18 protein-coding genes are annotated in these 19,608 nt (G+C 72.0%); 9 read left to right on the top strand and 9 right to left on the bottom strand.

What is annotated here, in order from left to right; translation table 11 throughout:
* Position 1 precedes the first annotated feature (1 nt).
* Positions 2–1,045: a DUF1559 family PulG-like putative transporter gene (locus G6O68_RS20255; protein WP_165250461.1), complete on the bottom strand. Its 1,044-nt coding sequence runs from the start codon at positions 1,043–1,045 to the stop codon at positions 2–4.
* Between the two features lie 92 nt (positions 1,046–1,137).
* The gene (locus G6O68_RS20250) at positions 1,138–1,389 is read right to left on the bottom strand and encodes a hypothetical protein (RefSeq protein ID WP_165250460.1); all 252 of its coding nucleotides are present in this window, start codon (positions 1,387–1,389) and stop codon (positions 1,138–1,140) included.
* Between the two features lie 585 nt (positions 1,390–1,974).
* Between G6O68_RS20250 and G6O68_RS20245 the strand changes: the two genes are divergently transcribed.
* Positions 1,975–3,075 (top strand): hypothetical protein, encoded by a 1,101-nt coding sequence (locus G6O68_RS20245; RefSeq protein ID WP_165250459.1) that lies wholly within the window; start codon positions 1,975–1,977, stop codon positions 3,073–3,075.
* Here the strand turns inward: G6O68_RS20245 and G6O68_RS20240 are convergent.
* Entirely contained in the window at positions 3,061–4,890 is a 1,830-nt protein-coding gene (locus G6O68_RS20240; protein ID WP_165250458.1) for an alpha/beta hydrolase, read from the bottom strand. The genes G6O68_RS20245 and G6O68_RS20240 overlap by 15 nt on opposite strands.
* 129 nt (positions 4,891–5,019) lie before the next feature.
* Here G6O68_RS20240 and G6O68_RS20235 point away from each other — a divergent pair, with 129 nt between their 5' ends.
* The 6 genes from G6O68_RS20235 (at position 5,020) to G6O68_RS20210 (ending at position 11,231) form a co-directional block, all read left to right on the top strand.
* On the top strand, positions 5,020–5,352 hold the full coding sequence (locus G6O68_RS20235) for an ArsR/SmtB family transcription factor (RefSeq protein WP_165250457.1): 333 nt from the start codon (positions 5,020–5,022) through the stop codon (positions 5,350–5,352).
* Positions 5,345–5,806: an SRPBCC family protein gene (locus G6O68_RS20230; protein ID WP_165250456.1), complete on the top strand. Its 462-nt coding sequence runs from the start codon at positions 5,345–5,347 to the stop codon at positions 5,804–5,806. The genes G6O68_RS20235 and G6O68_RS20230 overlap by 8 nt, the downstream gene beginning before the upstream one ends.
* A gap of 28 nt (positions 5,807–5,834) precedes the next feature.
* Entirely contained in the window at positions 5,835–6,710 is an 876-nt protein-coding gene (locus G6O68_RS20225) for a GDSL-type esterase/lipase family protein (protein WP_165250455.1), read from the top strand.
* A 154-nt stretch (positions 6,711–6,864) separates the two neighbouring features.
* Entirely contained in the window at positions 6,865–9,258 is a 2,394-nt protein-coding gene (locus G6O68_RS20220; protein WP_165250454.1) for a sialate O-acetylesterase, read from the top strand.
* Positions 9,259–9,348: 90 nt separating this feature from the next.
* Complete coding sequence (locus G6O68_RS20215; protein ID WP_165250453.1) at positions 9,349–10,620, top strand: ADP-ribosylglycohydrolase family protein; 1,272 nt, start codon at positions 9,349–9,351, stop codon at positions 10,618–10,620.
* On the top strand, positions 10,617–11,231 hold the full coding sequence (locus G6O68_RS20210) for a hypothetical protein (RefSeq protein ID WP_165250452.1): 615 nt from the start codon (positions 10,617–10,619) through the stop codon (positions 11,229–11,231). The genes G6O68_RS20215 and G6O68_RS20210 overlap by 4 nt, the downstream gene beginning before the upstream one ends.
* A gap of 446 nt (positions 11,232–11,677) precedes the next feature.
* On the opposite strand, the gene G6O68_RS20205 is transcribed toward G6O68_RS20210, so the two are convergent.
* From G6O68_RS20205 to G6O68_RS20180, 6 genes are all read right to left on the bottom strand, one after another.
* Positions 11,678–11,842 (bottom strand): hypothetical protein, encoded by a 165-nt coding sequence (locus tag G6O68_RS20205; protein WP_165250451.1) that lies wholly within the window; start codon positions 11,840–11,842, stop codon positions 11,678–11,680.
* A 64-nt stretch (positions 11,843–11,906) separates the two neighbouring features.
* Complete coding sequence (locus G6O68_RS20200; protein ID WP_165250450.1) at positions 11,907–12,929, bottom strand: DUF1559 domain-containing protein; 1,023 nt, start codon at positions 12,927–12,929, stop codon at positions 11,907–11,909.
* Positions 12,930–13,190: 261 nt separating this feature from the next.
* The gene (locus G6O68_RS20195; RefSeq protein ID WP_165250449.1) at positions 13,191–14,576 is read right to left on the bottom strand and encodes a sensor histidine kinase; all 1,386 of its coding nucleotides are present in this window, start codon (positions 14,574–14,576) and stop codon (positions 13,191–13,193) included.
* Positions 14,573–15,310: a response regulator transcription factor gene (locus tag G6O68_RS20190; RefSeq protein WP_165250448.1), complete on the bottom strand. Its 738-nt coding sequence runs from the start codon at positions 15,308–15,310 to the stop codon at positions 14,573–14,575. Before G6O68_RS20190 ends, G6O68_RS20195 begins: the two co-directional genes overlap by 4 nt.
* 35 nt (positions 15,311–15,345) lie before the next feature.
* The gene (locus tag G6O68_RS20185; protein ID WP_165250447.1) at positions 15,346–16,023 is read right to left on the bottom strand and encodes a DUF4956 domain-containing protein; all 678 of its coding nucleotides are present in this window, start codon (positions 16,021–16,023) and stop codon (positions 15,346–15,348) included.
* 147 nt (positions 16,024–16,170) lie between these two features.
* Complete coding sequence (locus G6O68_RS20180; protein WP_165250446.1) at positions 16,171–18,540, bottom strand: CotH kinase family protein; 2,370 nt, start codon at positions 18,538–18,540, stop codon at positions 16,171–16,173.
* Between the two features lie 134 nt (positions 18,541–18,674).
* Between G6O68_RS20180 and gloA2 the strand changes: the two genes are divergently transcribed.
* Positions 18,675–19,061 (top strand): SMU1112c/YaeR family gloxylase I-like metalloprotein, encoded by a 387-nt coding sequence (gene gloA2 / locus G6O68_RS20175; protein WP_165250445.1) that lies wholly within the window; start codon positions 18,675–18,677, stop codon positions 19,059–19,061.
* Between the two features lie 37 nt (positions 19,062–19,098).
* Positions 19,099–19,473: a hypothetical protein gene (locus G6O68_RS20170; RefSeq protein ID WP_165250444.1), complete on the top strand. Its 375-nt coding sequence runs from the start codon at positions 19,099–19,101 to the stop codon at positions 19,471–19,473.
* The last annotated feature ends 135 nt before the right edge of the window (positions 19,474–19,608 follow it).

Here is a 19,608-nt window from a genome sequence, read left to right as displayed (position 1 = left end):
CTCAGAAGGCGTCGGCGCTGGTGATCTCGCCGCCGGACTTGCTGGAGAGGGCCTGATAGATGCCGGGCCGGGCGGTGCCCATCTGGGGCTCGGAGCAAGTGGCGCCGTAGGTGAGGCCCACGGGGTCGCCGCCGGCGGCGTTGTTGATCGGCCAGCTGGCGATGGAGTCCTTCAGGAAGCGGACCGAGCCGTCGCAGAACGAGGCGTTGACGCCGCCGGGATGGAAGCTCGAGGCGGCCTGGAGCGGCATCCACCACCAGCCGTCGACGGCGATCTGGGTCTTGAAGTTCTTGTGGGCGTTGGGGGCGAAGTTGGTGTCGAACTGCGAGTCCGACCACCAGCCCGACTGCCACCAGTGGTAGCCCGGCAGGTCGGCCGCGGCCAGCACGCCCCGGGCCCGCTCGCCGAAGATCATGGTGTTGCTCGTGCCGTCGGTGATCGCCGAGAGGCGGGCCGCGCCGTTGGGGAAGATCACGCCCAGCGAGGCCTGCTGGATCGTGGAAAGGCAGGTGTCCCTGGAGTCGGCGGGGGTGGCCGAGTACCACATGCCGCGGCAGGCGGCGTAGCTCAGGTGCATCTGCCGGGAGCCGGGGGGGGTGAAGACGTTGTAGCCCGGGTCGAGCGCGGAGGGCTGGCTGGCCACCGGGTCGCTCGGGCACCAGAGGGCCGAGATCCCCACGCCGGCCATCGTTTGGTTGTGCGGGGCCGCGTTCGAGACCACGAAGTTGTAGGCGTTGGCGATCTGCGTCTGCTCCATCTGGGGGAGCAGGTGCACGAAGGCGCTGACGCCCGTGTACAGCGACGTGCCGCCCTGCGTCGAGGCCCCGATGTGCCCCGGCGGGAGGATGCCCGCGGACGACTCGTAATTGGCCGCCGCCAGCGCGAGCTGCTTCAGGTTGTTGACGCACTGGGCGCGGCGGGCGGCCTCGCGGGCCGACTGCACGGCCGGCAGCAGGAGCGCGATCAGGACCGCGATGATGGCGATCACCACCAGCAGCTCGATGAGCGTGAAGCCGCGGGAGCGGGGGATAAGGGACGTCTTCAAGGGAGGAACCTCATTGGGACGTACGAGGGAAGTCGGGAAAAGAAATCGAGACGATGACGAGACTTCGAGTGATTTGGGGGGCGGGAGGCGCCTCAGCGGGCCTCCATCCGGCCCTGCAGGCCCGGCTGCACGGTGGTCCCGCGCTTCTTCTTGGGGGTGCCCCCGGCGAGGCCCCGCTTCTGGTCGATGCCGGACTCCGCCGCGATCGACTTGGCCTTGGCCATGTCGATCGAGCCCATCTCGGCCGGCGAACAGCCGAGAAGCGAGCCGGCCCCCAGCAGGCTCGCCACCAGGGCCGAGGTGATCGCGGCGGCCGTCGCCCGAGACTTCGCGGAAGAGCCCATGGACCAACACCTCCGAATTTCAAACCGATCAGCAAGGACATGCGGGACGCGCGTCGGCGGGCGTCGAGGCGAGGGCGGGACGCTCGCACCTTGACGCTGCGAAGCCCTTCTCTTCTACCACATCGAGGCCGCCCAGTGACTCGCGAAAAGGCCGTCAAGAGAATTTTCAGCGAACCACGCCGCGAGCCTCGCGCCGCACGACCGCCGGCGCGCGGTCGTGGCAGCCGCGGCCGGGGCGCCGGGCTTCCACGAGACCGCATCCGGAGTGCCTAATCGCTAACCCCGCGCCATACCCCGACAACCCCAGAAAATCGCCACAACTAAAGCCTTCGTCGACCATTACGGACGGCGACCCGACATCCGCCGGATCTCTTTATTCCTTAGAATTAATCAGCGATGCTCACATCGTAATCAGTCCCGGTTGGTGGGCCGCGAACCATCGGTCGCACCCCGCGGGGAGTCGCCACGGATTCCTTGCCCGGCCGCGATCGGACGGCTACATTTTGGAAAGACCGCGAGACCTGGGCAAGCCAGACGGCCCTGGCGCACGAAGGCCTCAACCTGTTGATTGTTGAGGACATTCCGGTGACTCACGGATCCTCCCTGATCGCGGCCTTGACGCTCGTCCTCGCCTGGAACCCGCCCGCGACGGCGGAGGAGCCGTCGGCCGAGGCCCGGCTGGGCGAGGTCGTCGCGGCGTACCGGGGGCTCGCCGCCTACGCCGACCGCGGCGCGGTGACGCTGGACTACCGCCGGGGCGGGGAGCCCGCGACGCTCGGCGTCGAGGTCCCGCTGCGGTTCGTCCGCTCGGATCGGATGCTCTGGGACGCGAAGGGGGTGACCGCGATCGCCGCCGGGCCGGGGGGGAAGACGGCGGTCAATCCGTTCCTGGCCTCGCCGTTCAGCCCGTTCGTGGCCGACGGCTTCCTCGGCCGACGCGATCCCGGGCCGATCGCGGAGATGAGGACGACCCCCACGCCGCCGGACGTGCGCCAGGTGGAGCTGCTCCAGCTCGCCGGCCCCATCCTGCTGGAGACGCTGGCGACCCTGATGGTCGAGCCCGAGGCCCTGGAACGGGTCCGCGATCGCTCGCAAGGGCTCCGCTGCGAGCCGGATCGGGACCTCGACGGCCGCCCCGCCTGGATCGTGGCGATGCAGCCGATGGTCCAGGCCCCCGTCGTCCGCATCTGGATCGACCCCGAGTCGAAGCTCATCCGGCGGATGGACATGACTCTGCCGAAGGAGCCCAGCGAGCCGGAAGACGACCCGCTGGGCGACGCCGTCGCGGCCTGGTCGTCCGGGCCCGTCGCCACCGACCGCGACGCCGTGCTCGCCGAGCTGGACGCGGCCACGGCCGACCTGCTGGCGCGGACTGCGCCCGTGGAGCCGTTTCCGCCCCCCACGCCGCCGGTCCCGACCAAGGCCCTTCCCGGCGCGCCGTTCCCGGTCGCGCCGTCGAAGTCGGCCCCGGCCGCCCAGGCCCCGGTCGCGCCGTCGAAGGCGGCCCCGACGGGCTTCGCCCCCGCGCCGGGCGAGGCGGCGCCGATGGTGGCGGTGTCGCTGCTGGTCGTCGCGCCGGCCCCGCAGGCGGCCCCGGCCTTCGTGAGCAGCCAGAGTTCGATGTTCCGCCGGCTCTACTGCCGCATCTACCCCCAGAACTGCCGGCCCGCCTCACCCCCCAGCTGACCCGGCGAACGCCCGCGCGAAGCGGGGGTCGGCGAAGTAGTCGGTGTGCGTGCCGTCGCCGAGCGGGAGGTCGGGGAGGAACTCCGGGGGCGGCCCCTTCGGCGCGGCCTCGGGGTCGAGGCTCCGGCCGATGGCGTCCTGGTAGTAGTAGAAGTTCCGCCAGCGGGACACGGCGGGCATCGCCCGACGGCCGCCGTCGGCCCTCCCCGCGCCGAACTCGTTCGGCAGCCGAGCCGCCAGCATCATCAGCGGGCTCCCCATCGTGGTCAGGTCGACGATCGGGGCCGCGCCTTCGCCGCCGGGGCCCTCCCAGTCGTCGAGCGCCGAGACGGCGACGATCGACCCCAGGCTGTGCGCCACGACCTGCACCGGCCCGCCGTGCCGCCGCGCCGCCAGCTCGATCAGGGCGCGCAGGCGCGCCTGGAGGATCGCGTCGAGCGGCGGCCGACTCGCGGCGCGCCGCCCCCCCAGCAGGAACCGGCTCACGCCGTGGGCGTCGATCCGCCGCCTCGGCGGCAGGTAGTTCAGCACGTCGAGCGCCAGCTCCAGCCCCGGCCCCAGCGAACTCCGCACCGAGGACGACGTCAGCAGCAGGAACGAGGCCGTCGCGAACGGCAGGACGACCAGGACGACGAACCCGGAGTAGGCCCGGAAGACCTGGGCCTCGACGACCTGCGCCCGGTCCTCCTGGTCTTCCTGGGGCGAGACCAGCGCCCAATCCCCGGGCCGGTCCCCGGTCACCACCCGCCATCCCGCCTGGAAGGCGAGCGGGTGGATCAGCAGCACGACGACCGCGATCGCCGACCACCACCCGGACGGCCACGCGAGCCGCCGCGAGGGCACCCCGCCGCCCCGCAAGGCGCGGACGAGTCGCCCGAGCCCGGCCCACGCCCCCCAGGCCAGGATCACGACGTAGCCCAGGATCGACGTCAGCCCCGACAGCGAGTTCAGCACGTAGAGGAGCGCCGGCGGATCGAGCCGAGACCCGTCCTCGATCCCCAGGCCCAGGGCGTCGGCCGGGTCTCCCTCCAGGACCAGCGAAACGATCGCCCGGATCGACAGGTCTTGCAGCGGCAGGCGCAGGCTCATCGTGATCAGGTCGGTCAGCACCGTGGCCGCCGCAAGGGCGATCAGGGCGGTGTGGAAGGCGGCGGCCCGCGAGGCCCGGCCCGGCCGCCGCGAGCCAAGCAGCCAGACCAGGAGCACCGGCAGCAAAAGCAGGTCGGCCCCCGTCCGCAGCAGGTCGGCGCGGGCGAGCAGGCCGTAGAGCCGCGTCCAGCCGGCGACGCCGCCGAACTGGAGCCCGACCATCACCAGGGCGACCAGGAACCGGAGCACCAGCGCCCCCCAGGCGATCGTGTAGGCTCCCTGCGCGATCCGATCGAGAGGACCGCGAGCCTCACCCCTGGGCGGGTCCAGCGCATACAGGCCCAGCCGGGGGAGCCCCACCAGGAGCTGCCAGTAGCTCCGCGCCCGGTTCCACACCGAGTCCCCCACCCGGCTCTCGTCGGCCCAGTAGAACTCGTAGCAGGGCTTGGGCCCGGGGGCGTCGTCGCCCCATTCCAGCAGCGCGTGCGGGCAGTAGGCGTCGTTCCGATCGGGGTCGAACCCCTGGGGCGCGATCCCCGCCGACCCCGACCGCGCGAGCACCTCGCGGCCGGCGACCAGCTGCGTCCCCGCCCCGCGCGGCGAGACCAGCCCGAGCGTCCGGAGCAAGGCCCCCATCGTGGCCCCCCGCTCCTGGTTGCCCACCCCGTGCACCACGATCAGCGCCGCGGCCTCGCCGCCGTCCTTCGATCCGAGATCAACGGCCATCCGGCGTCCCTCGATCCGCACGATTCCCGACTTTCCCGCACCCGCCGGCCCGGATGATCGCACAACCCGACGCGCCGGAGAAGGGGCGACGGAACTTGACACGCAACCGAACGGTTGCATAATCACGCCATGGAAGCCGACCCCTCCGACAAGGTCTTCAAGGCCCTGGCCGACCCCGGGCGTCGGCTCCTGCTGGACCGGCTCCGCGCCGAGGACGGCCAGACGCTGCGCCGGCTCTGCGAAGACATGGGGATGACGCGCCAGGCGGTGGCCAAGCACCTGAGGGTGCTGGAGGAGGCGTCGCTGGTGGTCCCGATCCGTCGGGGCCGCGAGAAGCTCCACCACCTGAACCCGGCGCCCATCCAGGAGATCGCCGACCGATGGATCGGCCGGTTCGATCGCGGCCGCCTGCGCGCGCTCGCCGACCTCAAGGCGAAGCTGGAAGGAGACCCCGATGGCTGAATCGCGGTTCGTCTACGTGACCTACGTCCGCACCACGCCCGAGAAGCTCTGGCGGGCGCTCCTCGACCCGGAGTTCACCCGCCAGTACTGGGGCGGGACCTGGCAGGAGAGCGAGTGGAAGCCCGGCGCGTCCTGGCGGATCCTCCTCCCCGACGGCCGCGTCGCCGACACCGGCGAAATCCAGGAGTTCGACCCCCATCGCCGCCTCGTCCTCACCTGGCGCAACGAGTTCAAGCCCGAGCTGCACGAGGAGGGCTTCTCCCGCCTGACCTACGAGCTGGAGCCGATGGGCGACGCCGTGAAGCTGACGGTACTCCACGAGATCGATCGCGACGGCTCGAAGCTCATCGAGGCGACCTCGCAGGGCTGGCCGGCGATCCTCGCCAGCCTCAAGTCCCTCCTCGAGACCGGCGAGCCCCTGGACATGACCCGCCGCTGGCGCGCGGGGAGCTGACGAACCCGCGAGGCGCCCGGAGGCGACCATGCCGACGCGATGGCTGATCTTCCACGTCGCGAGCGGCCAGGCGTTCTTCGCGGGCGCGGGGTGCGTGATCGCGGCCGTCGGACTTTCGGCGTACGCCTCGCGGCGGGGTTTGCGGACGGTGCGGAACGGGCTGGCGGCGGTCGGCGTCGTCCTGGCGGTCGCATCGGCGACGCCGCTTGCGACGTGGTTCGCCGTCGTGATGGGCGTCGTCACGTCGGCGTGGGCGGTCGTCGAGGCGCTCGGGGGGCGGACCCCCTCGCGGGTGATCGGGCTGCGGCTCGCGGTCGTCCTGCTCTGGCTGGGGGCGGCGGGAGGCGAAGCTCGTCACCACGCGCGCCCCGCCCTGCCCCGGATCCACCGCCCAATTCTCGGTGTCGTCGGGGACTCGCTCACGGCCGGGACGGGCGAAGCGCGGGTCGTCGGCTGGCCCGAGATCCTGGCCCGCGAGCACGGGGTTTCGGTCCGCGTCCACGCGCGGGCGGGGGCCGGGGTGGCGACCGCGCGGGAGCTGGCCCGCGAGGTCGCGGCCGACGAGAACCTCGTGCTCCTGGAGATCGGCGGCAACGACTTGCTAGGCGGCACGCCGGTCGACCGCTTCGAGGTCGAACTGGACCGGCTGCTCGCGGCTCTCGCGCGGCCGGGCCGGGTCGTGGTCCTGATGGAGCTGCCCCTGCCGCCCACCTTCCACGCCTTCGGCCGCGTCCAGCGCTCGCTGGCGAGGCGGCACGGGGCGATCCTGATCCCCAAACGGATGTTGCTGGGCGTGCTCCTCCGTCCGGGCGCGACGTCGGACACGGTCCACCTGACGCCCGAGGGCGCCCGCGCGATGGCCGACGCCGTCTGGGGGATCGTCCGGCCCGCCTTCGTTCGATGACCGGACCCTCGGAGACGCCCCGCGTACTCCCTTTCGGGGCCCCGGCGCGAGGAGTACCATGTGGCTTTCGTCCGGCGACGAGGACAAAGCGTCGTCGATCGCGGCTCCGCCCCCGGGCGGCCTCTCCGCCCTTCCGTCCAGGAGAACCACGGCCATGCGGACCTCTCGGCTCCTCCCACTCTGGTTCGGCGTCGTCGCGACGGCCGGGCTCTCCGCGACGGCGCTCGCCCAGGGCGGCCGCGGCGGCTTCGAGAACGAAGGCCTCCCCCCCGCGATGCGGGCCGACGGGATCGTCAAGGGCGTCGCCCCCTATCAGGTCTTCCAGCGCGACGTGAACGGCCTGGCCGAGATCCCGGTGGCGCTCGGCGACAAGGCGGAGATCAAGGACGCGAAGAACGTCCGCGCCGTCCTGAGCGGCGCGCCCGTCGCGCCGGCGTTCATCGACGGCAAGCTCGTCGGCGTGCCCGTCGGCGGGCCTTACACGGTCAACGTGACGTTCGAGATGCCGAACTCCAACGTCGTCAGCACGGTGCCGGTCGGCCCGGTCTACGTCGGCGACCTCTGGGTGCTGGCGGGGCAGTCGAACATGGAAGGCGTCGGCGACCTGGTGGACGTCACCCCGCCGGACCCGAAGGTCTTCGCGCTGGGGATGGACGGCCAGTGGGCCCAGGCGGCCGAGCCGCTGCACTGGCTGGTCGACTCGCCGGACCCGGTCCACTCGGGCGACCCCGCCACCCGCGCCGAGCGCGCGGCCCAGACCCACAAGACGCGCACCAAGGGCGCCGGGCTGGGGCTGCCGTTCGCCGTCGAGATGGTCCGCGCCACGGGCGTCCCGGTCGGCCTGGTCACCGCCGCGCACGGCGGCACCAGCATGCAGCAGTGGGACCCCGCGAAGAAGGGCGAAGGCGGCAACAGCCTGTACGGATCGATGCTCCGCCAGGTCCAGCTCACCGGCGGCCGGGTCAAGGGCGTGCTCTGGTATCAGGGCGAGAGCGACTCGTCGCCCGACGCCTCGAAGATCTTCGAGCGCGTCTTCGCCGACTTCATCGCGGCCGTCCGCTCCGACCTCGGCCAGGCCGACCTGCCGTTCTACTACGTCCAGATCGGCCGCTTCGTCAACGACGCCGACCCCGCCGGCTGGAACCGCGTGCAGGAGGCCCAGCGCGTCCTGCCCGACCGCCTGGCGAACACGGCCGTGATCTCGGTCATCGACCTGGAGCTGGACGACGCGATCCACGTCGGCACCCAGGGCCTGAAGCGCGCCGGCGCCCGGCTGGCGAAGATCGCCCAGCGGCAGCTCTTCGGCCAGCTCGGCGCGGCGACCCCGACGCTCGACCGCGTCTCCGTCGGCCCGAACAACACGCTGGAGGTCAAGTTCCGCGGCGTCAACCTGGCCGGCCTTCCCGGCCCCGGCGCGATGGCCCCGGGCATGATGCGCGGCGGGATGATGGGCGGCGGCCGGGGCGGCCCCGGCATGATGTACGGCGCCATGAGGGCGACGGGGGCCCCCTCGACGGCGGCGGCCGGGCTCCAGCCCGAGACCCACATCGCCGGCTTCTCGATCCGCAAGGAGGACGGCTCGCCGATCGCCCTGATCTATGAGGCCCACGTCGGCCGCAGCCGCGACTCGGTCGTCCTGAAGCTCTCGAAGCCGGTCCCGCCGGGCGCGTTCCTCTGGTACGGCCACGGCTACGACCCCTACTGCAACCTGACCGACGGCGCCGACATGGCCGTCCCCGTCTTCGGCCCGATCGCGCTCGACCCGATCACCCAGCCCGCGACGCCCGTCGCCGCCGCCCCAGCGCCCGCGCCCGCCCCCAAGCCCGAGGAGAAGCCGGCCGAGCCCGCGCCCGTGAAGGCCCTGATCATCACCGGCGACGAGGTGGGCGCCCACGACTGGAAGAGGACGCACGAGGCCCTGAAGGGGATCCTCGCCGACGGCGGCAAGATCGCGGTCGACGTGACGACCACCCCGGGCAAGGACCTGACCGACGAGAACCTGGCGAAGTACGACGTGCTCGTGCTGAACTACCGCAACACCGACAAGGGCGCCCCGGAGACCCAGTGGTCCGACGCCAACAAGGCGGCCTTCCTGAAGGCCGTGCGCGACGACGGCAAGGGCCTCGTCTCGTACCACTTCGCGTCGAGCGCCTTCACCTCGCCGAACTGGGAGGAGTACGAGAAGGCGCTCGGCGGCTGGCGGAAGCAGGGCTTCCACGGCCCCCCGCACGCCTTCACCGTGAAGAAGACCGACGCCGACCACCCGGTCTCGAAGGGCCTGCCCGACAAGTTCGACCACGTCGTCGACGAGCTGTACCAGAACAGCCTGCTCCCCGAAGGCGCCGTCGTCCTGGCCACCGCCTACTCCGACCCCGAGAAGCCCAAGGGGACCGGCAAGGACGAGCCCGTCGTCTGGGTCAACCCGTACGGCAAGGGGCGGGTCTTCACCTGCGTCCTCGGCCACGACGTGACCGCCCTGGCCGACCCCGAGGTCGCCCCCTGGCTGCGCCGCGGCGCCCTCTGGGCCGCGACGGGGAAGGCGGAGTGAGACCGCCACGACGATGAACCGAGGGGCCGCGGAGACGCGGCCCCTCGGCCATTCCGCCCGAACCGGCCCAACGCCTAAAGGTGCATAAACATGAGACTCTTCTTCTCCATCGGCCTGACGCTCGCGGCCTTCGCCCTCGCCTCCCCGCTCCGCGCCGACGACGAGCCCAAGGAACGCCGGCTCTCGCGCGAGGAGTATCGCGACAAGATGAAGGGGGGCTGGATCGGCCAGATGGCCGGAGTCGGGATCGGCGGGCCGACCGAATTCCGCTGGCAGGGGGCGATCGTGCCGGCCGACAAGGTCCCGGCCTGGACGCCCGAGACGATCAACCAGTTCGACCAGGACGACATCTACGTCGAGATGACGTTCCTCCGCACGCTCCAGAAGCACGGGCTCGACGCCACGACGCGGCAGGCGGGGATCGACTTCGCCAACAGCAAGTACCCCCTCTGGCACGCCAACGCCGCCGGCCGCAAGCGGCTCCGCGAGGGGATCGCCCCGCCCGACAGCGGCCACCCCGCCTTCAACGACCACGCCGACGACATCGACTATCAGATCGAGGCCGACTTCTCCGGCCTCATCGCCCCGGGGCTCCCCAACACCGCCATCCGGCTCGGCGAGACCTTCGGGCGGCTGATGAACCACGGCGACGGCCTCTACGGCGGCCAGCTCGTCGGCGCCATGTACGCCGAGGCGTTCTTCGAGACCGACCCCGAGACGATCGTCCGCGCCGGGCTCGCCGCCATCCCGAAGGAGAGCCAGTACGCCGAGTGCATCGCCGACGTGATCGCCTGGCACAAGGAGCACCCCGACGACTGGGAGGCCGCCTGGAACAAGATCGAGGCCAAGTACCAGAAGGACCCCGCCTACCGCCGCTTCTCGTGCAGCAAGAACGAGAAGGAGCCGTACAAGTTCAACATCGACGCCAAGATCAACGGCGCCTACATCGTCATGGGGCTCTTGTACGGCGAGGGCGACCCGGAGAAGACCATCGTCGTCTCCACCCGATGCGGCCAGGACTCGGACTGCAACCCCTCGAACGCCGCCGGGATCCTCTTCACCGCGATCGGCGCGGCGAAGCTCCCCGCCAAGTACACCGGCGCCCTCGACGAGAAGACCAAGTTCAACTCCACCGAGTACGCCTTCCCGGACGTCCTCGCCGTCTGCGACGACCTCGCGGCGCAGGCCGTGGTGAAGGCCGGCGGCCGGGTCGAGAAGTCGGCCGACGGGACCGAGACGTTCGTGATCCCCGTCCAGACGCCCCGCCCCTCCGCCCTCGAATCCTGCTGGGAGCCCGGCCCGAAGGCCGACAGCCGCTTCACCGCCGAGGAGAAGGCCCAGATCCGGGAGACGAACAAGTGACGATTCGAAACCGTCTCGCGCTCCTCCCCCTGCTCGCCGCCGCGCTCGTCGCCCCCGCCCTGGCCGACGAGCCGAGGCGGATCGACCTTCGCACCAGGGCGGGCGCCGAGTCCGTGAAGGCCGAATGGCGCTGGCATGACGTGACGCTCGTCCCCGTCGAGGGCAAGAACCCGGACGGCTCGCCCAACAAGACGTACAACTACGAGCCCCGCGCGATGGCCGCGGACTACGACGACTCGAAGTGGGAGGTGGTCGCCCCCGAGACCCTGAAGGACCGGCGTTCGACGGGCCAGATCTGCTTCTGCTGGTATCGCGTGAAGGTCACGCTGCCGCCGGGCGTCGAGGGGAAGTCGGTCTTCTTCCAGACGACCGTGGACGACTACGGCGAGGTCTGGGTCGACGGCAAGCTGCCGTACAAGGTGGGCCAGGCCGGCGGCAACGTCGCGGGGGGCTTCAACCACCCCAACCGCGTCGAGCTGGCCGACCCGGCGCCGGGCAAGACTTACTCGCTGGCCGTCTTCGGCATCAACGGCCCGATCTCCGTCACGCCCACCAACTGGATCTTCCTCGGCCCCACGTTCCTGGAGATCGTCGACAGGGCCGGGAAGTGACGTCGACGTCCTGGCGTGAGCGCTGCATCCCCGCCCGGCGGGGCCGCATGAGCACGGCAGCCGTCCGGACGATCGAACGGCGAGCCGTCGACGATCGCCCTTCTCCCCTCGTGGGAGAAGGTGGCCGAAGGCCGGATGAGGGGGCGACGAGCACGGAAACCGAGGGAGAACCAGGCGGGCACGAACGCCGTCGCTTCCTCGCCTCGTCCGCCTTGATGATCCCCCTCATCCGGCCCTTCGGGCCACCTTCCCCCACCAGGGGGGAAGGGAAGAAATGCGGGCCGTCGCTCCCTGCTCGGTCCGCCCCGAGGATCCCCCTCATCGACCGCTTCGCGGCCGGCTTCCCCCACCAGGGGGGGAAGGGAAGGCCTGCGTTCGAAACGCGGAACGGGACGCGCGCCGGGGTGGCGGGCGTCCCGTCTCTTCGGTTCTGGTCGGCGGGCCGATCAGCTCCGCTTGGACTTGGCGGCCTTCGGGGCCTCGGGGCCTTCGGTCGGCACGCCGGGGGCCTTCGGGCCCTCCTCGCCGACGGGGGCGGCGGCCTCGTCGCCGCAGCCGGCGAAGCCCAGGGTCAGCGAGGCCAGCAGGGCGGACAGGAAGAACTTGCGCATCAGGGGCGTCTCCGATCGGGATCCGGGCGGTCGTGGTGGGCGGGGGTGATTGCGACGCGGTCGATCACAGCGAGTCGGCGCTGATGATCTCGCCGCCCTGGCTGGTGCTCAGGGCCCGCCAGGTCTCGAGGTTGATCGAGTCCTTGACGAAGCGGACGGAGCCGTCGGCCAGCACGGTGTTGACGCCGCCCGGGTGCCGGCTGCGGGCGCCGTAGGTGTCGCCGTTGATGGCCGGGGTGGTGTCGCCGGGGAACGCGGCGGGGGGCGTGTTGCGGAACTTGCACGGCGGGTTGTTGCCGAACGGATACGCGCAGTAGTTGGCGTCGTTGATCATGTCGGGCTGCTTCGAGTTCGGCGACAGGTAGGTCGCGAAGCCGCACGACGAGCCGTACTGGATGAAGCCGCGGAGGTCGGTCTTGGTGCCGCTCACCTTGCCCTGGATAGCCTCCGAGAGCAGCATCGTGTTGCTGGTGCCGTCGGTGATGCTGGAGATGCCGAAGGTCCCCGCGAACGACTGCGCCGGCGCCGTGCCGATCCGGATCCACGAGAACGGGGCGCCCAGGAAGACCACGCCGTTATAGGTGGCGCAGCAGTAGGTGGCGTCCTTGATCTGGAACAGGCCGGTGCCCGTGTTGCCGAAGTTGGCCACGTAGTTGCCCGAGGGCACGCCGCTGAGCGGGGCCACGGCCTCGTCGCTGGGGCACTGGAAGGCGTTGATCCGGGCCTGCGTCGCCGTCAGGTTCTCGGCGCTCAGGTAGCCCAGGGCGGGCGTCGTGTTGGTCGAGCCCATGAAGTTGAAGGCGTTGTAGATGCCCCCCTGCTCCAGGAACGACAGCGAGTAGTGGTACCAGGTGCCCCACGAGGTGTAGCGGGCGCCCGGCGGGAACGAGCCGAGGGCGTCGTGGTAGTTCTGCATGGCCAGGCCGAGTTGCTTCAGGTTGTTCGTGCACTGGATGCGGCGGGCGGCCTCGCGGGCCGACTGCACGGCCGGCAGCAGCAGCGCGATGAGCACGGCGATGATGGCGATCACGACCAGGAGTTCGATCAGCGTGAACGCTTTGCGCAGGGAGGCACGACAACGTGCCATGGGGCACCTCCAGATGGACTTCGATTGTAGGTTGGATGAGTTTGAGGGTGCGAACGAGGACCCCCGCCGGGTCCCGTCGTTCTCCGTCGAACGAGAGGGCGGGGCGGGGCGATGTGGGAGGGGGAGAGACCTTCCACCACGCATGTCTTAAGAATTTCATTAGAGCGACGCGACGGCCGGCATGCAAGGGGGTCGGCCATGCGAAATCTTCGCACTCCTCGCGACCGGCGCGGCCGGATCGGCCCCCAGCATGCGTCAAGTCTAGGCCGTCGGACCGGGGTCGCCCGACGGATCGGGCGAATTCCGCGCGTCATCGCCCGATCCCTCGTCGCCGGGGCCGGGGGCCCGGGGGAGGCGGATGGTCACGAGGAGGCCGGGATCGGCGTCGGCGGCGAGGATGGAGCCGCCGTGCAGGGCCACGGCGCGGCGGGCGATGGCCAGGCCCAGGCCGACGCCCCCGCTGGCCCGGCTGCGGTCGTCCTCGATGCGGAAGAAGGGCTTGAAGATGTCCTCGAGCGACCCCTCGGGGACGCCCGGGCCGCGGTCGCGCACGGCGATCGTCGCGGCGTCGGCGTCGGCCCGCAGGGCGACCTCGACGGCCGAGCCCTCGGGCGCGTGGCGGACGGCGTTGCGCAGGACGTTCTCGACGGCGCGGCGGATCAGCTCGCGGTCGCCCGTCGCGACCGCCGGGGCGTCGGCCCGCATGTCGATCCGGCAGCCCTTCGCCTCGGCCTCCACGGCGCAGTCGTCGGCCAGGTCGGCCAGCAGCTCGCCGAGCCGGAACTCGTCGCGGTGGCGGGCGTGGGGGTCCTCCTCGGCCGAGTTGAGCCGCAGCAGCTCGTCCACCAGGGCGGACAGCCGGTCCACCTCCTTCTTGATCCGGCCCATGGCGGCCTCGCGGTCGCCCGAGCGGCCCAGCCGCACGGCCAGCCCCAGGCGCGTCAGCGGCGACCGCAGCTCGTGCGAGACGTCCTGGATCAGCCGCCGCTCGGCGGCCATCAGCGACGCGATCCGGTCCGCCATCACGTCGAACGACCGGGCCAGGTCGCCGATCTCGTCGCGACGGTTCGAGCCGATCCGGGTCGCCAGCCCCCCCCGGCCGAACTCGTCCAGCGCCCGCTGGAGCCGCCGCAGGGGCCGGACCAGGTGGACCGCCAGCGCGTAGATCAGGGCCAGGATCAGCAGCAGGATCCAGAGGTAGTACGGCAGCGTCTGGGACCAGACGAACCGCGGGCGCGGCAGCGCGATGAACCGGACGCCGTCGGCCGTGGGGGGGCTGAGCATCACCGGCGGCGGCCCCCCGGGGGGCCGCGGGGGCCTGGGCCCGCTCTCGGGGCGTCGCGCCCGGGCGAGGAGGCCGGCGCGGTCGGAGCCGTCGAGCAGGTCGCGGCCGTGGCGGTCGACCAGGAAGTGGTCCCCCTCGAACGACGCGCCCATCTCGGCGAGGAACGCCCGCAGGCCCTCGCGGCCGCCGTCGCGGAGGGCCAGGACGGCCCCGTCGCGCTGGAGGGCCAGGATCGCGTCGATGAAGCGGTGCTCCGACGACCGCGACTCCGACAGGTACCAGAACGTGGCGACGAACCCGATCGACGAGAGCGCGACGGTGACGGCCGCCCAGGCCAGGAGCTTGGCGTAGATCGACCTCACGGCGCGGCCTCCGCGTCGGGCTCGGGCCCGGATCGGAACAGGTAGCCCACGCCCCGGACCGTCCGCAGCGCCCCCCCCGCCGGGCCGAGCTTCTTGCGGAGCCGGCTCACGTGGACGTCGATGGCGCGGTCGAACGGCGTGCTGCGGCGGTGGTACAGGGCGGCCGTCAGCTCGTCCCGCGTGACGACCCGGCCGGCGGCCCTGAGGAGGTATTCGAGGATCTCGTACTCGAACGTCGTGGTCGGGACCGGCTCGCCCCCCGCGAAGACCTCGCGCGCCGTGGGGATCAGCCGGATGCCCTCGGCCTCCAGCGCCGCGACGGGCCGCGGCGCGCGGCCCGCGCGGCGGAGCACGGCGCGGACGCGGGCCAGCAGCTCGTCGGGGTCGAACGGCTTGGGGACGTAGTCGTCGGCCCCGGCGCCCAGGCCCGCCAGCCGGTCGGCCTTGGCCGACCGCGCCGTCAGCATGATGACCGGCACCTGGCTGCGCCTCCGCAGCAGCCGGAGCAGCTCGAAGCCGTCCAGGCCCGGCATCATCACGTCCAGCAGGATCAGGTCGCGGGCGTGGTCCAGGGCCGCCCCCAGGCCGCGACGGCCGTCGTGGGCGGCCTCCAGCCCGATCCCCTCGCCGGCGAAGAACTCGCGCAGCAGGTCGCAAAGCTCCAGGTCGTCGTCGATCAGGAGGATCGACGGGGGGTCGGCGGCGTCGGGCGTTCCGGCGGGCGTCTCGATCATGGCACCTGGCCCCTCGGCCGTCTTCGCGCGTCGACTCAGTCGGACGATCGATCGCAGCGACGCAGCTCCACCCCCTCGACGCCGGGCGCGCGGCCGAGGTCGGCCGTCGCCTGGACGGGCGAGCAATCGTCGCGGAGCCGCACGCGGTACGCCAGGTCGATCGACGCCCCCTGGCGGGCCGTCTCGACCGAGAGCAGGGTCGACCGCGTCGCCAACCCCGCGAGGATCTCGTCGACCGCCGCGCGCACGTCCTGGCCCGAGGCCAGGCGGAGCTTCAGCTCGACGTCCACGCCCCCCCACGCCGGCCCGCGCCGCGGCGGCCAGAGGAACGGCGAGGCGACCCCCACCACCGCCAGGCCCACCACGGCGACCATCACGTCGTTCGCCCCCGCCGCCATGCCGACCACCACGGCCAGGATCACGAACGCCGTGTCCTGCGTGTCCTTGACCACCGTCCGGAAGCGGGCGACCGACAGCGCGCCCACCAGGCTGAACGCCCGGGCCACGCTGTCGCCGATGACCTGCGTGGCCATCGCGATCGTCACCGAGAGCAGCACCAGCGTCGTCAGGAACGTCGCCTGCGGCGCGCCGTGGCCGCGCCGCGCCCAGCGGTAGACGCCGGCGACCACCAGGCCCAGCAGCAGGGCCGAGGCGATCCGCCAGGCCATCACCGTCGCCGGCAAGGTCTGATCGTTGGACAACGATTCGCTCATCCAGGCCGGCATCGCACCCTCCGCCGCCGATGTGGCGGCATAAATCCCGGGACCCACGATCTCATCTTACGTCAAGCCGGACGAAGCCGCGAAACGCCGCCGGCCGCCCTCGCCCGCCGCGGCGAGGGCGGCCGGCTAAGTATTCGCTCAGGGCGCCTTCGCCTTCTTCACCTCGGGAAGGCCGAGCAGGTGCTTGCGGCGGGCGTCGGCGAAGGCCCGCAGGCTCATCCCCTCGCCGCGAGGCCCGCGGCCCTTGGTCGCCTCGGGCTTCGCCGCGACGGCCTTCGGCGACGTGGCGGCCTGGAACGCGGCGAAGGATTCCAGCTTCCGCGTATCGGCCTCCACGTCCTTCTCGATCAGGGCCCGGTAGCGGGCGACGATCGGGCCGAGCGTCTTCCAGTCCAGGTCCTTCTCGGCGATCGCCTTCACGTAGCCGAGGTAGCGGGCCCGGAGCGCCGGGACCGCCAGCAGCTTGCTCCGCAAGGGCGTGCGGGCCGAGTCGAGCCCGACCAGCGGGTCGAGGTCCACGCCCCCTCCGCCCGGCCCGAAGCCGGGACCGCCCATGCGTCCCCCGCGCCCCCCCGGCCCGCCGCGACCGCCCGCGAAGCCCCCGCGCCCCCCCGGAGGCCCGCCGGGTCCGCCCTGGCCGAACCCCGGAGGAGGGCCGCCGGGGCCGCCGTCAGGCGGACCGCCGGGGCCGAAGCCGGGCCGATCCGGCCCGAAGCCCTGCGGCCCGCCGCGACCGCCGCCGGGGCCGCCCATCCGGCCGCCGCGACCTCCCGGGCCGCCGGGGCCGAAGCCCGGGAAGCCGCCGCCCGCCTGGAACGTCTCGTTCATGTCGTGGGGGATGAGGTGGAACTTCCCCGAGGGGTCCAGGTAGATGCTGTAGTCGCTGGCGCGGGTCCAGTAGCCGTCGCCGTTGACCAGCACGTTGTCCAGCGCCAGGAACTTCAACGCGCCGTCGACGTCGAGGATCGGTTCGAGGGCCTTCTCCAGTTGGTCGGCGGGGGTCTCGTCCAGCGTCTTGCAGAGCGCGATGAGCGCCTTCCAGGCGTCGTCCTCGCCCTTCTTGGAGGATTTCAGCTCGTAGCGCCGCTTGTACTCGGCGAGGTCGTCGCCGTGGTAGCCGAGGCCGCCGTCGGCCCCGGGGTTGCCGGGGACCTTCCAACGCGCCCCCTCGTCGGTCCCGTAGTTCTCCGAGAGGAACTTCTTGTCGAACTGCTGGACGTTGACGTACACGCCCCAGCTCTCGCCGTTGATGACCACGCGGACGAAGTTCGCCTTCGGCGCGGGGATGTAGCGGCGGGCGATCTCGGAGTACAGCACGGTGTGCAGCAGGCTGGCGTCCTCGTGCGAATTGAGGAGGTTGAGCGTCTTGTAGCCGTCGAGCTTCCGGTCCGGGTCGGTGAAGTCGAGTGAGACGTTGAGCGACCTTTTGCGGCCCTCGCCGACGGTGAAGTACGACGACATGCCCCGGAAATGGACCCCCACGCCTTCGATCTTGCGGCCGTCGACGGTGAGCGTCGCCGGGACCTCCACGTCGGACTTGTAGAAGGCGGACAGCTCGGACTCCCAGCCGTCCCCCTCGAAGTCCAGGAAGAGCGTGCGGAGGACGTCCGGGTCGTACAGCGGCCGGCCCGGATACGAGGCGACCTCGGACGGCGAAACCTTCACGCCGGGCTTCGCGGGTTCGGCTTCGCCGCCGAAGCCCGGAGGCGGGCCGAAGCCCCCCGGCCCGCGCCGCCCGCCGCGGGGGCCTCCCGGACCGGCCTTCTCGCCCTCGACGGCGGCCCGGCGCTCGTCGGCGTTCAGCCGGCCGTCGCCGTCCTTGTCGTACTTCTTGACGAGCTTGCGCTCGCCGCCGCCGGGCCCGAATCCCGGAGGGCCGCCGGGGCCCCCCGGCCCGCCGGGGCCGAAGCCCGGGGGGCCCGGCATGTTGGAGTTCACGGCCGCCGCGAGGGACTCCGCGTCGAGCCCCCCCTTGTCGGCGTCGCGTCCTCGGACGAAACGCTCGGCGGCCGCGATGGCTTCCTTCGGGGTGAGCTTGCCGTCCTGGTCGGCGTCGGCGGCCTCCAGCAGCATGGGGCCGAAGAACGTGCCGGGGCCGAAGTCCCCGCCCTCGTCGACGGGCATGCCCGGAGGGCCCGGGATCCGCCGGTTCAGGGCGCGGCCCAGCGCCTGGGCGTCAAGCGAGCCGTTCTCGTCGGCGTCGGCCTCCGCGACGAACCGGGCGGCGGCCTTGCCGGCCTCCTCCGGGCTCAGGCGGCCGTCGCCGTCGGCGTCCGCCTCCGCCAGGATCGCCGGCGCGAGGAACATGCCCGGGCCGAAGCCGCCGCCGGGACCCCCCGGACCGCCGGGGGGCGGGCCGAACCCCCCGCCGCCGCCAGGCCCGGGCCCGGGCGGCTCCTGGGACTCCAGCGCCGCCTCCGACACCGGATACTCCGCGCCCAGGTAGGCGAGCCCGGCGACCAGGCAGATCCCGCAGAACATCAAGACGCGCATGACGGCCGTCGGCATGGTTCCTCCTCGGGTCGAGAATTCGACCCCCCTGGGGCGACGTGGTCCCTCTTCCGGGCTTCCCACTCGACGGATTATGGGGTTTCCGCGAAGCTCGATCCGTAACAGAACGTTAATTCACCCGGAGCCCCCCCATGCGGCTGGAGCGGACGCATCACGCGGCGATCATCTGTTCGGACTACACGCGGTCGCGGCGGTTCTACGTCGAGGTCCTCGGCCTGGCCGTCGTCCGCGAGGTCCACCGCCGCGAGCGCGACTCGTACAAGCTCGACCTGGCCCTCTCCGACGGGACGCAGATCGAACTCTTCTCGTTCCCGAGCCCGCCCCCGCGCCCGAGCTACCCCGAGGCCTGCGGCCTGCGCCACCTGGCGTTCGAGGTGGCCGACCTGGACGAGTCCGTGCGCGAGCTGGGATCGCGCGGCGTCGCCGTCGAGCCCGTCCGCGTCGACGAGCACACGGGCAAGCGCTTCACCTTCTTCGCCGACCCCGACGGCCTGCCGCTGGAGCTGTACGAGGCGTGACGATCCCGCGGCCCGAGACTTCCCAGGAGCCTCCGCCATGAGCCAAGACGACGCGCCCGTCGGCCACCAGCTCAATCGACCCGAACGGTATCCGGACCTCGCGACCTTGCTCGAAGAGATCCGGCGCAAGCCGGGCATGTTCCTCGGAAGCATGGCGATCACCAGGCTCTGCCATTTTCTTGACGGCATCGAGTTCGCCGAGGAGATCCACAAGCTCCCGGCCGAGGCGCGCTGGATTCGCCCGTGGCGGGATGACTTCGAGGAGTGGGTCGCCGCGAACTACAACGCCTCGCGGTGGACGCTCAGCTCTTTCAGCCTGGCCTATCTGAGCGCGAGGTTCTCGGAAGAAGAGGGCTTTCGGCTTTGGTACCGGTGGTACGACGAGTACCAGGCGTCTCGCCGGGAGTCTTGAATTCACGGGCCCGCTCCCGGATGAGCGACGGTCGAGGACCCCTCGCGGAAGCTCGCGGGACTCCCGGCCTCGCGAGGCGGTGGGAGCGTCGCTCGCGCCTCGGGCCCTCCCGGGCTCCCCACCTCCCGGCTCGGG

The sequence above is a fragment of the Paludisphaera soli genome, assembly GCF_011064595.1.
In the GTDB taxonomy this organism is placed as follows: Bacteria; Planctomycetota; Planctomycetia; order Isosphaerales; family Isosphaeraceae; genus Paludisphaera; species Paludisphaera soli.
This window is presented reverse-complemented; position numbering and strand designations above follow the sequence as displayed.